General features: G+C 46.6%; 7 protein-coding genes and 1 pseudogene. 3 read left to right on the forward strand and 5 right to left on the reverse strand.

The window, feature by feature from the left end:
* Positions 1-20: 20 nt before the first annotated feature.
* From RBH91_RS11430 to gltB, 4 genes and pseudogenes are all read right to left on the reverse strand, one after another.
* Positions 21-1721 (reverse strand): DUF6044 family protein, encoded by a 1701-nt coding sequence (locus RBH91_RS11430; protein WP_307891664.1) that lies wholly within the window; start codon positions 1719-1721, stop codon positions 21-23.
* Positions 1722-1920: 199 nt separating this feature from the next.
* Positions 1921-2001 (reverse strand): annotated as a pseudogene (locus tag RBH91_RS22690) (hypothetical protein); the annotation flags it as partial.
* Between the two features lie 365 nt (positions 2002-2366).
* On the reverse strand, positions 2367-3848 hold the full coding sequence (gene gltD / locus RBH91_RS11435) for a glutamate synthase small subunit (RefSeq protein WP_307891665.1): 1482 nt from the start codon (positions 3846-3848) through the stop codon (positions 2367-2369).
* Positions 3849-3864: 16 nt separating this feature from the next.
* A complete protein-coding gene (gene gltB, locus RBH91_RS11440; RefSeq protein WP_307891666.1) occupies positions 3865-8424 on the reverse strand; it encodes a glutamate synthase large subunit in 4560 nt (1519 codons plus the stop codon).
* A 147-nt stretch (positions 8425-8571) separates the two neighbouring features.
* Between gltB and RBH91_RS11445 the strand changes: the two genes are divergently transcribed.
* Both RBH91_RS11445 and RBH91_RS11450 read left to right on the forward strand, forming a co-directional pair.
* Entirely contained in the window at positions 8572-9474 is a 903-nt protein-coding gene (locus tag RBH91_RS11445; protein ID WP_076758391.1) for a glutamate biosynthesis transcriptional regulator GltC, read from the forward strand.
* Between the two features lie 240 nt (positions 9475-9714).
* Positions 9715-11346 carry a PhoX family protein gene (locus RBH91_RS11450; protein WP_307891667.1) on the forward strand — a complete coding sequence of 544 codons (1632 nt, stop codon included), beginning with the start codon at positions 9715-9717 and terminating at the stop codon, positions 11344-11346.
* Positions 11347-11425: 79 nt separating this feature from the next.
* Here RBH91_RS11450 and RBH91_RS11455 read toward each other — a convergent pair whose 3' ends face one another.
* Positions 11426-13351: an electron transport protein gene (locus RBH91_RS11455; protein ID WP_307891668.1), complete on the reverse strand. Its 1926-nt coding sequence runs from the start codon at positions 13349-13351 to the stop codon at positions 11426-11428.
* A 157-nt stretch (positions 13352-13508) separates the two neighbouring features.
* Between RBH91_RS11455 and RBH91_RS11460 the strand changes: the two genes are divergently transcribed.
* On the forward strand, positions 13509-15080 hold the full coding sequence (locus RBH91_RS11460) for an alkaline phosphatase family protein (protein WP_307891669.1): 1572 nt from the start codon (positions 13509-13511) through the stop codon (positions 15078-15080).
* Positions 15081-15200 lie beyond the last annotated feature (120 nt).

Consider the following 15200-nt stretch of genomic DNA (forward strand, 5'->3'; position numbering starts at 1 on the left):
TCTCCTCCTCTTTAGCGAACTTATTTTGCTTCATATAAATAGATGTTCCAGGCGGACTGCGAATGGCTGAATCGCTTTAAAAACGTCAGTTTATTTTGTTGGGCGTTCATAATCGGTACTGAAGAAAAAATGTAACGCCCGCCCATTTCTTTGAATGCTTCAGTATTTAATTCCAGGTTGGTAATTTTTTTCTTCGAGTTCTTTTTAAAGGCGTAATGTTTTCCGAGCTCATCGACAAACAGGTAACAGCGGCTCCCCCATTCGTCAAAATAGCGCTTTAAGACGGCATTTTTCTCAAGTTCTTTGGCGATGATTTTTCGAAATTGATACTTGTATTTAAGCGGATAAATATTAGCGTACGTATCCAGCGTGTAAAAACCGTTGTACTGTGCAATCGCCGGATGCAGTCCGATGCTCGCCACCCGATATGATCGCTCAGGCCGTCTGATGAATTGTTTGATCTCTTTAAATTGTTCAGACGCATAAAACTCCCGGAATGTCGGCGCTTTATAATAAGCGCCATAGGTCAGTTCTTCCTGAAATGGGATGAGAACGATCAGCTGTGCGAGAAGCGCCGCATAGACAAACCGCCGCCATCTTTTGCCGATCCGCCACAAGATATAGCATGCCACTGCAAAGCTTACATAGATCACAAGCGGCCGCAAAAAATGAAACCGTGCAAAATTGAATGCCGACAGGAAGCTGATTTTTTCCTTCGGCAGCGCCCATAGTTTGTTAAACCAAAACGCATACCATAATGAAAGTGCATAATTTAAAATCATCAAAAAAATAAATAGCTTTTCTTCTTTCGGGCGCCTTTGTTTTTGCCTGCCGATGACGATCATAAACGTCAGCAGGACCACAGGAAGGATCACGGCTGTATGAACGGTCATCACATGGTTATGGCCGAGGACGAAATTTTTAAAAGACAGGCGGAAAGAATGCAGTATATCATGCCTTGATGATATAAATTCAACACGGTGCATCGTTTCGCCTGACGCGAAAACCGAATAAACGAGCCTGTATTCTATGGCGAGAAAAACCCCTGTCATAAGAGCGATGCTCCCCAGAAAAGGAAGGTTCCAATCGCGCTTGACAATCAAATCGTAAAGCCAAAGCAGGGAAACAGCGGCAAGAAAAAAGAAAAAACCGAGCACAAAGCTTGAATAAAGCGGCAAAAGGGCAAGCGTAAGCCACTCTTTCCAGGAAAAATTCCGCGCTCTTATGTTTAAAAAAGCCCATAATGCAAGCGGATGTCCAAGTGTGCTCAGCATGCCGGAAGGCCAGAACGGTGTGAGGGCAAAGGCGAGAGAGACGCCGATTCTGATCAAATATGCTTTTTCATCGCGGATCACATGTGCTTTCAGCAGGACGTACATGCCGATGAAGGCGAAAACCCTTGTCATCGTTTGACTTACAGCATACGCGGTCATTGACGGAAACAAGGCGTGAAGCCAAACAATTCCGCTCCACTCCGTTCCGTAAGCATCACGAGGCAGGCCGTTGATAATCTGGGGAATCACAGCTTTCACACCGCCGAGCAGCTGTCCGCTTTCCGCGAGCACCTTGTACCAGGCGATATTGGAATCCAGGTTGTCGTGAACGCGGATATGGGCATTTTCATTTAATATGTAAAGCGGTAAAACATACAATAAGATGACGGTGAAAGCGATAAAGAGAAACACTTTCTCCCGGCTGATCTTTTTGACGGGCAACAACATAAAAACAACACATCCATTTTTGTTCTGGTTGAAAAAAGAAGAAATATATGGAGCCGCTGTTACTTTGTTGTTATTATTGCTGGAAGCCTTTTGAAAAATTCATCAAAATAAAAAAAGGTCCCCCGAGATCACTATGGATTTGATCATGCCGAAAAAGAGCTGTCCGGACACCCAGACAGCCCCGTTTTTACCATGAGTAAGGATAGAAAGGATAAAAAGGGAAGAAAAACGGATAATAGAATGGATAAGGATAAAACGGCGGTCTTGGTCTTGGTCTCGGTCTCGGCCTTGGTCTCGGATATGGATAGGGATAAGAATAGGAATAAGGCTGCTGCCTTTCATCGTAACCATGGTTAATATGATAGATTTCCTCCAACATCATAGCCTCCTTTCGGTGGTTTGAATACTCTTAGGCTATGCCGATCCCCATAAAATGGAGTATGTACACGCGAAATATTGAAGCTGTCAATTGTACATTAACAGGAAGATCCGCGTTCAATAAAAAACAATTCATTTCGGCAAATCTCAGGGCGCAAAGGACCTGTCACTTTGTGAAGCAGCCGCCGGACAGAAAAACAGCCTGCCCCATCAACCTAAAGGCAGGCCGTGAGACAGGCTGTGATTTATATAATGATACCCCTTTGTTTACGGTAATACAGAACTCCCCATCAAATACTTGTCAACTTCACGGGCGGCTTCGCGTCCTTCGTGAATGGCCCAAACGATTAAGCTTTGGCCTCTTCTCGCATCCCCTGCGGCGAAAACTCCCTCGACATTTGTTGTAAATTCCCCGTATGCTGCGTCAACTTTATTTCTGACCGTTTCGACCCCGAATTGCTTCAAGAGCGGCTGTTCTGTGCCTTCAAAGCCGATGGCGATAAAGACGAACTGGGCAGGCCAGACTTTTTCCGTTCCCGGAATTTCGTGAAATTCAAACTTCCCTTGTTCGTTTTTCACTTTTTTCATTTGAATCGTATGCAGTTCTTTTAAGTTGCCGTTTTTATCTGCGACCAGTTTCTTTGTTTGGATGGAATATGCTCTCGGGTCGCTGCCGAATTTCGCCTGTGCTTCTTCATAAGCATAATCAAGCGAATAGACGTGCGGCTGTTCAGGCCACATGTTTTCAGCCGTCCGTATGTCAGGAAGCTTCGGGTGTTTGCCGAACTGGACGACACTCCGCGCTTTTTGGCGCAAAGCCGTCGCAACACAGTCAGCCCCGGTGTCACCGCCGCCGATGACGATGACATCCTTGTTTTTGGTATTGATGAATTGTTTATCTTTAAAGTTTGAATCCAGCATGCTTTTGATTGTGCCTGTTAAATAGTCCATTGCGAAGTGAACGCCTTTTGCTTCACGGCCTTCAATCAAAAGATCGCGCTGCTTTTGCGCCCCCGTGCAAAGAATAACCGCATCATATTGTCTTTTAAGTTCTTCTGCTGTAATGTCTTTGCCGATCTCCGTATTGGTAACAAAATCGATGCCTTCTTGCCTCAATAATTTGATGCGGCGTTCCACGACGCTTTTTTCAAGCTTCATATTCGGAATTCCGTAAGTTAAGAGGCCGCCAGGGCGGTCGGCGCGTTCATATACGGTAACAGAGTGCCCGGCCTGATTCAGCTGGTCTGCGCTTGCAAGACCTGCCGGCCCTGAGCCGACAATTGCAATTTTCTTGCCGGTTCGTTCTTTCGGAATCCTCGGCTGAATCCATCCGTTTTCAAAGCCTTTGTCAATAATCGTCCGTTCAATGCCTTTGATCGATACAGCAGGATCAGATATCGCCACCGTACAAGAGCCTTCACAAGGCGCCGGACAGACGCGTCCGGTGAATTCAGGAAAGTTGTTCGTTTTGAGGAGGCGCTCAAGCGCTTCTTTCCATCTTCCCCGATAGACGAGATCATTCCATTCAGGAATCAAATTATGAATCGGACATCCTGATGTATATCCGCCGATATCCATGCCGATTTGGCAAAAAGGTGTGCCGCAGTCCATGCAGCGCGCTCCTTGTCTTTTTGAAACTTCCTCAGAAAATGGAGACGAATATTCGTTCCAGTCATTTATCCGCGTGAGAGGATCGCGTTCAGCAGGCTTTTCCCGCTTGAATTCCATAAATCCTGTTGTTTTGCCCATTTTCCCCTCCCCTTTCTTACTGTGCCACTGCTTCTTTTGACGAGGCAGCCGCAGAAGTTTGAATCTTTTGCTTCGTTCCGGCTTCAAATGCGTACATCATCGCTTCTTCATCTGATAAACCGGCTTCTTTTTGTTCTTTTATCCGCTCGATCATTTGCTTGAAGTCTTTCGGAATCACTTTGACAAACCGAGTGACCGCTGCTTCCCAATCATCCAGTATGGACGCAGCTTTAGCGCTGTCTGTGTATCGGTAATGATTTTCGACCATCGCTTTCAGCTCTGCTATTTCTTCCGGCGCTTCAAGCGTTTCAAACTCAATCATTTCATGGTTGCATTTTCGTTTAAATGCTTTTTTGTTTTCAGCATAGACATAAGCGATGCCGCCGGACATTCCTGCCGCAAAGTTTTTGCCGACATCCCCCAGAACGGCGACCCGTCCTCCTGTCATATACTCTAGTCCATGGTCTCCGATTCCTTCGACCACAACGTTTACCCCGCTGTTTCTGACCGCAAACCGCTCTCCGGCAAGACCGTTGATATAGGCTTCACCGCTTGTCGCACCGTAAAACGCAACATTGCCGACGATGACATTTTCACGGAAAGCAGGATTGAATTCGCGAGGAGCTTTGACGGCGATTTTTCCGCCGGACAAGCCCTTGCCGATATAGTCATTGGCATCTCCCGTCAAGTAAAGCGACATCCCCTTCGGCACAAACGCCCCGAAGCTTTGGCCGGCTGAGCCTGTAAAGCGCAGTTTGATCGTATCGTCAGGCAGTCCTTCTTCACCGTAGCGCTTGGAAATTTCGCTTCCGGTAATGGCGCCTGTCACACGGTTGATGTTGCGGATCTCAAATGATGCCTCCGTCGGAATGCCGTCTTCAATCGCTGTTTTGACTGCCGGTAAAATCTCGGTGACATCAAGAGATTCATCGATTTTATGATTTTGCGGCGTCCGGAATGTACGTGCGCCTTTTGCCTGATGAAGCAGGTTGGATAAATCCAATTGACTCGCTTTCCAATGTGCTTTGGCGCGTTCGCTGACGCGGAGGACATCGGTGCGTCCCACCATTTCATCAACTGTTCTGAAGCCGAGCTGCGCCATCAGCTCGCGCACTTCTTCGGCGACAAAGCGCATATAATGGACGATATGGTCAGGGTCGCCCATAAACTTTTTGCGAAGTTCAGGGTTTTGCGTCGCCACCCCGACAGGGCATGTATCCAAATGGCATGCCCTCATCATGACGCATCCAAGGACGACGAGCGGCGCTGTAGCAAAACCGAATTCTTCGGCGCCTAAAAGCGCGGCCATGACGACATCTCTGCCGGTCATTAATTTGCCGTCTGTCTCCAATACAACGCGCTGGCGCAAACCGTTCAGCATCAACGTTTGGTGTGCTTCAGCAAGACCGAGCTCCCAAGGAAGTCCGGTATGCTTAATACTCGTTTTCGGAGATGCTCCGGTTCCGCCGTCATATCCGCTGATGACGATGACATCAGCCGTCGCTTTTGCAACACCGGCTGCGATCGTGCCGACGCCTGCTTTTGAAACGAGCTTAACACTGATCCGTGCATCGCGGTTAGCGTTTTTCAAATCATGAATCAGCTGGGCCAAGTCTTCAATCGAGTAGATATCATGGTGCGGCGGCGGTGAAATCAAACCGACGCCGGGCGTTGAACCGCGAACATTGGCAACCCATGGGTACACTTTATTTCCGGGAAGCTGTCCGCCTTCTCCAGGTTTGGCTCCTTGAGCCATTTTAATTTGCAGTTCATCAGCATTGACAAGGTAGTGGCTTTTGACACCGAAGCGGCCTGATGCGATCTGCTTAATGGCGCTGCGGCGGTTGTCACCGCTCGCATCTGGAATAAAGCGCCGCGGGTCTTCTCCGCCTTCCCCGCTGTTGCTTTTTCCGCCTAGACGGTTCATTGCAATCGCCAGCGCTTCATGAGCTTCCTTGCTTAAAGAACCGAATGACATGGCGCCGGTTTTAAAACGGCGCACAATCGATTCAACCGATTCGACTTCTTCAAGCGGCAGCGGCTTCCTCTTTTCATCAAATGAAAAGAGATTGCGCAAAAATCCGATTCTTTCTTCATCCGCCGCTTTTGAATATTGCTTAAACAGGCTGTAATCACCTTTGCGGCACGCCCATTGCAGGGTATGGATCGTTTTTGGATTAAAAGCGTGATGTTCGCCGCCTTTCCTCCATTGGAAATCACTTCCTGAATCAAGCGTTTCGCTGAATGTGTCTCTGTACGCTTCCCGGTGGCGGCGCTGCGCTTCTTCAGCGATCGTGTCCAATCCGATGCCGCCGAGCTGTGAGGCCGTTCCGGTAAAGTATTGATCGATTACGTCCCTGCTGATGCCGACCGCTTCGAAAATTTGCGCGCCGCGGTAACTTTGCACAGTCGAAATGCCCATTTTGGACATAACTTTAACGACGCCTTCGGTTACGCTTTTGCTGTATTTTGTCACGGCTTCTTCATAGCTGATTGAAAGAGCTCCGTCTTCAATCGCCTGCTTGTAAGTCGCATATGTCAAATACGGATGGATCGCATCTGCGCCATAACCGATTAACGCGGCAAAATGATGGACTTCCCTTGCTTCGCCTGATTGGGCGATGATGCTGACTTTCGTGCGTTTTCCTGCACGAACCAAATATTGATGCAGAGCACTCACAGCAAGAAGTGCAGGAATCGGCGTTTTTTGTCCGTCCATCTTGCGGTCGGATAAAATAAGCAGTGTTACACCTTCAGCAATCGCTCTGTCGGCCTCTTTAAACATATCTTCAAGTCCGTTTTTCAAGTCATCTGTAAAAAGCGTGTGAATCGTTTTGCTTTTAAAGTTCTGGTGCACGAGCCCCCTCAGGGAGTTGAACTGTGCATTTGTTAATACAGGTGTATACAGTTTAATCCTGCGGCAGCTGCTTTCATTCGGATGAAGAATATCGCCTTCCGCTCCGAGCCATGTCAAAGTTGATGTGACGATCTGCTCGCGGATCGCATCAATCGGCGGGTTGGTGACTTGGGCAAAGAGCTGTTTGAAATAATTAAACAGCGATTGCGGCCGGTCAGATAAAACCGCAAGAGGGACATCATTACCCATTGAACCGAGCGGATCTTTTCCTTCTGTAATGACAGGAATTAAATATTTATGAATATCCTCATACGTGTAGCCGAACGCTTTTTGGCGCGTTAAAAGGTCTGGCACCGGTTTTTCTTCCTGAATGTCATTGCTGACATGGACCAGCTCTTTGCTGAGCCATTCCTGGTATGGAAATTCTCCGGCGATTTCGGATTTGACCTCTTCATCAGAGATAATTCGTCCTTCTTCAAGATCAACGAGGAGCATTTTTCCCGGATCAAGGCGGTCTTTATATAAAACATTTTCCTGTTCAACGTCAATGACGCCGACCTCAGAAGAAAAAATGATGTAATCGTCTTTTGTCACATAATAACGGGCAGGTCTGAGTCCGTTCCGGTCAAGAATCGCTCCGATCTGCTTTCCATTTGTAAACGAGATCGCTGTAGGACCGTCCCATGGCTCCATTAAAGAGCTGTGGTATTCGTAAAATGCTTTCTTTTCTTTTGACATATAAGGATTTTCGTTCCACGGCTCAGGAATCAGCATCATGGCTGCATGAGCCGGTTTTCTCCCGGCCAATACAAAGAATTCAAAAGCGTTATCCAATATGGAAGAATCGCTTCCGTTTTCATCAAGGATCGGAAGAACTTTCGGCAGGTCGTCTCCGAACGCTTCAGATACAAATTGCTGTTCTCTCGCTTTCATCCAGTTCATATTGCCGCGGAGCGTATTGATTTCTCCGTTGTGGATGAGATAGCGGTTTGGGTGAGCCCGTTCCCAGCTCGGAAACGTGTTTGTGCTGAAACGGGAATGAACAAGTGCAAACGCTGAGACGAAGGCTTCATCCTGCAAATCTTCATAAAATGCATCAACCTGCTCAGGTGTCAGGAGCCCTTTATAGACGATCGTATTGCTGGAAAGGCTGACAACATAAAATGACTTTTCTCGTTCATGCGCCCAGTTTTCCGCTTGTTTGCGGATGATATACAATTTGCGTTCGAACGCCAAATTGTCTTTGATCTGTTCGCCTGCACCGATAAAAACCTGACGGACGACAGGTGCGCTTTCCTGTGCGACTGTTCCGATTTTTCCGACATTTATTGGTACAGTTCGCCATCCGAGCACTGACTGTCCTTCTTGTTCGATCAGCTGATTCATGTGTGCTTCAATTTGCCCGCGCTCGCCGTCATCTTTTGAAAAGAAGACCATGCCTACGCCGTAGCGCCCTTTTTCAGGCAAGTGAAAATCAGAACAAGCTTTTTTGAAAAAAGCATCAGGAATCTGCATCATGATCCCTGCTCCGTCTCCGGTATGCGGATCACTGCCCTGACCGCCCCGGTGGTCTAGCTGACAAAGCATTTGCAATCCTTTTTTGACAATATCATGAGTAGGAAGGCCTTTTAAGTGAGCATAAAGACCAATTCCGCATGCATCATGTTCAAATTCAGGACGGTAGAGACCTTGTGCTTTCGGTAGTTGATTATAAGTCATAGTTCCTCTCCCCCGTTCATTTTTCCCGTTTTATCCCCGGTCTAAAATCTTACAAACTCTAATCCCATTGTAGGTTTTCAAATCTATACAAACAATATATAATTTAGATTAAAACAATCTCATTTTGAGATAAGCAGGTGAAACACGATGGAATTACGCCAATTACATTACTTTATGGAAGTTGCAGAAAGAGAGCACGTATCAGAAGCCGCCATGCATCTTCACGTCGCTCAGTCGGCGATCAGCAGGCAGATTGCCAACCTGGAAGAAGAGCTCGGCGTCGATTTATTTGAGCGCGAAGGCCGCAATGTCAAATTGACCCCGATCGGAAAGCAGTTTTTGGATCACATTAAAACCGCGATGAAAGCGATCGATTTTGCGAAGGAACAAATCGATGAGTATTTAGATCCTGACAGAGGAACCGTCAAAATCGGCTTTCCGACTAGCCTTGCAAGTCAGTTTCTCCCGACCGTCATTTCCGCGTTTAAAGAGGAGCATCCAAATGTCGCTTTTCTTCTAAGACAAGGATCATATAAATTTTTAATTGAAGCGGTAAAAACCAGGGATATTGATTTAGCCTTTCTCGGTCCTGTTCCGACGAACAATCCTGACATTAAAGGAGACATTTTGTTTACGGAAAGCCTTTTTGCCCTCGTTCCGGTCAATCATCCGCTTTCGGGACAAAAAAGCCTGCATCTGGGCGATCTCAGAAATGATCAATATGTGCTGTTTCCGGATGGGTTCATCCTTCGCAAAATGGCTGTTGACGCGTGCAAACAAGTGGGGTATACACCGAAAATTTCGTCTGAGGGAGAAGACTTGGATGCGATCAAAGGGCTGGTTTCAGCAGATATGGGAGTCACGCTTTTGCCGGAAACCGCCTTTAATGAGACGACTCCCCGTTTCACAAGGAAAATTCCGATTGATTATCCTCAAGTGAAGCGGACAGTCGGAATCATTGCACCAAAAAACAGAGAGCTTTCCCCTTCTGCAAAAGATTTTTATCAGTTTGTAAAGAAATTCTTCTCACGGCTTCAGCAATATCAATAGAGGGGTTTGCATCAGCCGGGCGGATAGCTTGGCTGATTTTATTTTATCATGAAACAAATTTAATGTCAGAATTTCAGTCTTTCTTCTTCTTCACATTCCTTCTAATAGACGCATCTTAAATGTATATGATTCATTTAAAGATATGATGCTGAATTTTCAAACACTTCATATTCCATTAAATTAAGCTTAACACTTTTCCTTTACCATAGAAGCAAATCTATTAGAATGAGGTGTTTACATATGTCTCCTGTATTAAACCGCCGCAAGTTTTTAACCTATCTCGGAACAGGAACAGCCGCATTGGCCGCAGCCGGGACCGGACTTGACGGATTGGTCAAAACAGCTGAAGCAAAAGGAATGTTCCATCAGTCCAATCGATTGAAAAAACCAAAATACGGTCCTTTAAAATTTACGCCGATTGAGCCTTCGACAAAGGACGAGCTGGTGCTTCCAAAAGGATACCGTTACGATGTCATCGCCTCATACGGCGACAAAATCAATCCGAAAGGCGATACTTTCGGGTATAACAATGACTATACGCTCTTTTTCCCGATGGAAAACAAAAAAGACCGCGGACTTTTATGGGTCAACCATGAGTATATTTCAGACCTGTTCATCTTCGGAAAAACGATAGAGAACGGCTACACAGCGGAACAAATCAATACATTGCTGTATAATCAAGGCGGTTCTGTCATTGAAGTACACCGGGAAAAAGGCCGCTGGAAAATGGATCCTGCTTCGAAATATGCCCGCCGCGTCACTGGGCTGACGCCAATTGCGCTGACAGGTCCTGCAAAAGGAAGCGCTGCCGTGAATGGCGCTGTGAAGGTTCAGGGGACTTTTGCCAATTGTTCAGGCGGAAGGACATTGTGGAATACATTGTTGACCTGTGAAGAAAACTTCGAATCGACTTCAAAGGCAGCCAAACTGGATCAAACACACTACGGCTGGGTCGTAGAAGTCGATCCATTTCATCCGGATTTTCAAATCCGCAAACACACAGCGCTCGGCAGATTCAACCATGAAAATACGTGTATGGGCCTTGCCAAGGACGGCCGTGTCGTTGTGTATATGGGCGATGACAAAAAAGATGCCTGCGTGTACAAGTTCATCAGCAAAGAAAAGTATGATCAAAAGGCCGGAAAAAAGAATGCAAAGCTATTGGAAGAAGGCACATTATATGCTGCAAACTTTGCCAAAGGCCAATGGGTGCCGCTGACGATTGAAGCTGTGCGGAATAAAGCCGGGGGAAACAGCGCCCTGCTTGAAAAATTTAAAACGCAGGCAGATGTTGTTGTCAATTGCCACGAGGCGGCGATTTTGCTTGGCGGAACACCGACTGACCGTCCTGAAGATGTAGAGATCAGTCCTTTTGACGGAACAATTTTCATCGCTCATACGAACAATGACAAGCATGGCAACTTTCATGGCCATATTACGAGGTTTTATGAGAAAGATGATGACCACGGAGCAATGGAATTCCAGTTTGCAATCTTTGCTGCCGGCGGCATTCAAAACGGTTTCAGTGCGCCGGATAACTTGACGTTTGATGAGGATGGCAACCTTTGGACAGTCACAGACATTTCAAGCAGCAGTATCAATACCGCCATCTGGAAGCCTTTTGGGAACAATGGCGTGTTTGTCATTCCGACAGACGGCAAACAGGAAGGCGAAGCTTTTCAATTTGCTTCGGCGCCTGTGGATGCCGAATTAACCGGACCTTGCTTTACGCCAGACGAAAAAACGCTGTTTCTTTCAGTTCAGCACCCTGGTGAAGAAACTGCCAACCTTGCCAATCCGACAAGCATGTGGCCTCACCGCAAAGATGACCATATGCCGCGGCCGAGCGTTGTTGCGATTAGCGGATTTTAAAAAAAGCCGCCTTAAAGAATGACAAAATCCTAAAACAGTTTAAAGTTTTAGGATTTTGTTTCAATCAATCTCGGCTCTCTCATTTATTTTCCGGCTTGTCGACACTCAATAAATAGTCGATTAAAGCTTTTTGTTCCTTTTCAGAAAAGCCATTTTTGTCATCGACCCAGAATTCATGCCCTTTTCCTGTCACTCTGACGGTTTGTAAATCCCGGGAAGCTGAATTGCTTTCGATCACCCGCTGTCTTAAATCCCTGTCGATCATGGACAGCAAGCTGTTGTAGGGATCGGCCGGTTTTCCTTTAGCCAGCGTCTCGGGTATGCCTGCTTCCTTCAATGAGCTTCCAACGGCAGCACCCCCGTCATGCATGTACGGTGCGCTCCAATACAGTCCGATGAGGCTTGGAACCTTATAGCCGCCCGGTGATCCGTCCTTTGCCCAGGCCAGTTTGATTTGCTCTCGATCGAATTTGTTCGTCGGCACCTTCAACACTTTTGCCTTTTCTCTGATTGGCACCTCTGTATTCGGTGCATATATGCGGCTTTTGCCAAATATCTTTTCCGTTTTTTTGAAAGATTGCGCTCTTGTCGGTTCAGTTCCGATTTCTTTGGCTGAAATGATTTTGTTGTTTGTCAAATAGCGCCCAGCATGGCAAGAGATACAGCCTGCTTTCTCAAAAACGCCTCTTCCTTGTTTGACGGTCTGACTGTCGGCGTTTTTGGGCGGTGCGGGCGGTTCCAGTGTATTTTGCCAAGCGGAAACCGCGTTGTTTTCTTCATTCGCTTTTCGGTCAGGCGATCCGACATGCACGCCGTCCGGGGCGGCCAGGGTGATCTTCGGAAAGCTTGGCGGTTTGATCATTTGATTGACGCCAGGAACGCCGGGCGTAGGATCGGCTTTTTCAAAAAAAGCGCCAGGATTCTCACCTTTTTTTGGATCGTATCGATATTTTTGATCTGCAGCGCGCTGAAGAATGGTCCCCACGTAAACGTCTTCGCTCATTCCAAAGAGCGCTCGGCTTCCCGGAGACTGTGAAAGGCTGTCTGAATTCTGTGCATGAACATTATTGCTGAACACACTCAGTCCTTTAAACGGACCGGCCATTGCGGCTCCGCTCCAGCTGTATGGGTGATCCCCCAATGTAAATGCATCCGGTATTTGCGTTGGATTGCTTTTCATATCGATCGTTGAATCGAAAAATCCCCTCGGCCATTTGAGAAACACCCGATCGACTGCATCTTCAAGCTGATCAGGATCAGGGAGGCGTTCTTTTTTTCCGTTTGCTCGAGTGATCACAGGGCTCTTGTCATGAATATATTGTTTAATGCTTGCCATTTCAGCATGTGTAAAATAAGCGGCTGAGTTTGTCGCGAGCGCAAGCATCAGTCCGGTGTTTAAATCCGGGTTCGTCACCCCTTCGATCACCTTCATCGTTTTTGGATCTGTTGTGGCATGGCAGGCGGCGCAGCTGATGCCGACTTTTACTTTTCCGCCGGCATATTTCACAGGCATGCCTAAAGGTGCGTAGGCCCCTTTTGGCACATCGATTCCGGTATCAATCTTCTCGCCCTTTTTAAACGTCTTTCCCCCGACGGTCGCCGTTTTTGCCAGTTCGACCTGTAAGTTTGTCGTCCCTTTTCCTTTTAACGCTGCAATGGCTTTTGTCATATTTGCAACCGTAATCGGACCGTCAGTCAGTCCGAGGATGTCGGTTAAAAATACTTCATTGCCGAACGTTTCTTTATAAAAGGTTTCCCGTCCCAAATCAAGAAGCTGATCATCAACCTTTACAGCACCTTCAGAAGGCCGCATCCCTTCTGCCTCTTCATTCGAAACAAATCGTCCCCAAAAGTCATATCCGTATACGCGTTTTTCTTTTGACATCACTTTTTCTTTCGGCGGCATGTATGCGTATTCAGGTTCAAGATATCTGATTGTGATAAAGCCAATTGCCGCTACAATCGCAATGATCGCCAGTGCGGCCAGCCATTTCTGTTTTCTCACGTTGATCCTCCTTCTAAATCAAAAGGCTTCCCCTTTTTAACTATAGGTTGTATCAAAGAAGCCCAAAAAGATTTAGAACCTATTACCAGCTATATATTTCATGCGCTTATGACAAAATATGTGTTCAGTATTTCTTGAAATAAAGGAATGAAGCCGTTTGAAAAAACTCATCATCATTCTCATCGTTTTCGTATGTGCGCTTACTTTATTTGTCATATGGCTCAATGCCGGTGATGAAAAACTGGGACTGACCAATGAAGAAAGCTCGGCTGTCAAGCCTTCAGAAAAGCCCGTCATCGTGTTGATCATTGATTCTTTAATGGATAAGCCTTTGAAAAAAGCCGTCAAAGAAGGCCGCACCCCGGCACTGCAATTTTTTCTTGAAAATGGCCGGTATGAACCTGAAGTCGTCAGCGCCTATCCGACGATGTCTGTGACAATTGACAGCACCCTCCTGACAGGAACCTATCCGCACGTCCACCGCATCCCCGGTCTTGTTTGGTATAATGAGAAGGAAAATCGGCTCGTCAATTACGGCAGCGACAAGAAAGAAATCGCTGCGCTCGGTGTGAAGCAAACGATCAAGGATGGCATGTATTTGTTAAATCATAAACATTTAAATGAGCGCGCGGCAACGATCCATGAAAATCTAGAAAAGAAAGGAAAACAGTCAGCCTCAATAAATGGACTTATTTACCGCGGCGATGATCAACATGACTTAAACATTCCGCCTCCGCTCAGACGTCTTGGGCTGATGCCTGAAAACATGAGTATCAATGGTCCGGCGCTCTTTTCCTTCGGCAGGTTTGCCCAGCTGAATTCGCATAACCGCTACAATCATATTTGGCAGAGCTATGGTGTAAATGACAAGTTTACGGCAGAGGAGCTGTCTTATTTGATTAAAAAGCGCAAGCTCCCGGCACTGACGGTAGCCTATTTGCCAGACTTTGACCGTGATGCTCATAAAAAAGGACCAAGCGACATGAAAGGGCTTGAAAAAATGGATAAAGCGCTTCAGCGGATGTTAAACACTTATGATTCTTGGAGTGCCGCTTATGAACAAGCGGTCTGGGTGATTATGGGCGACAGCGGCCAGGCGGTGATCGGTCGTGATAAAGACAAGGCCGTTATCCGACTTCATTCATTATTTAAAAATTACCGGACCGCAAAAATAGAAGGTCCACGACAAAAGGACCAGCTGCTGTTTGGCGTCAACGATCGAATGGCCTTTATCTATGTTTTGGATCAAAACGTGTCTGTCAAAGAGACGGTTAAAGAATTGAAAAAAGACGGCCGGATCGGCTTCACCGCTTGGAAAGAAAACGGCTGGGTGTATGCCGATTCGAAACAGGCTGCAAAACCGCTCCGTTTCCGTCCGAATGGAGACTATACAGATATTTACGGACAATCTTGGACGATCAGCGGGGATCTCTCTGTATTGGATCTTTCAGCAAACAGGACTTCCCTCTGGTATGGGAATTACCCTGATGCCCTTGCACGGCTTTACAGCGTCCTTCATTCCCACAGCGGTCGATATGTTGTCGCTGATGCGAAACCGGGTTATCAATTTGCCGCTGAAAAATCCCCTCTCCACCTCGGCGGAGGCGGACACGGCTCCCTCTATAAAACGGATAGTTTAGCGCCGATGATCATTGTCGGCTCTGAGAAAACCCCAAGACATCTTCGCCACATTGACCTAAAGGATTTTTTCATTCAATTGACTGAGTAGCCTGATCTGAATGTAGAAACGATCAGGTTTCTTCCTTTTACAAGGGTTCTTCGTTGACATTTTTTTGTTGTTCTTTGTAATATGTTGATAGTCATTTAGTTTACTTACTTACTTAATTAA

This window comes from Bacillus swezeyi (assembly GCF_030908325.1).
Lineage (GTDB): Bacteria > Bacillota > Bacilli > Bacillales > Bacillaceae > Bacillus > Bacillus swezeyi.

Bases quoted from the DNA above. Each gene is read 5' to 3' on its own strand.
- RBH91_RS11430 (WP_307891664.1), bottom strand. From the start codon at position 1,721: ATGTTGTTGCCCGTCAAAAAGATCAGCCGGGAGAAAGTGTTTCTCTTT.
- gltD (WP_307891665.1), bottom strand. From the start codon at position 3,848: ATGGGCAAAACAACAGGATTTATGGAATTCAAGCGGGAAAAGCCTGCT.
- gltB (WP_307891666.1), bottom strand. From the start codon at position 8,424: ATGACTTATAATCAACTACCGAAAGCACAAGGTCTCTACCGTCCTGAA.
- RBH91_RS11445 (WP_076758391.1), top strand. From the start codon at position 8,572: ATGGAATTACGCCAATTACATTACTTTATGGAAGTTGCAGAAAGAGAG.
- RBH91_RS11450 (WP_307891667.1), top strand. From the start codon at position 9,715: ATGTCTCCTGTATTAAACCGCCGCAAGTTTTTAACCTATCTCGGAACA.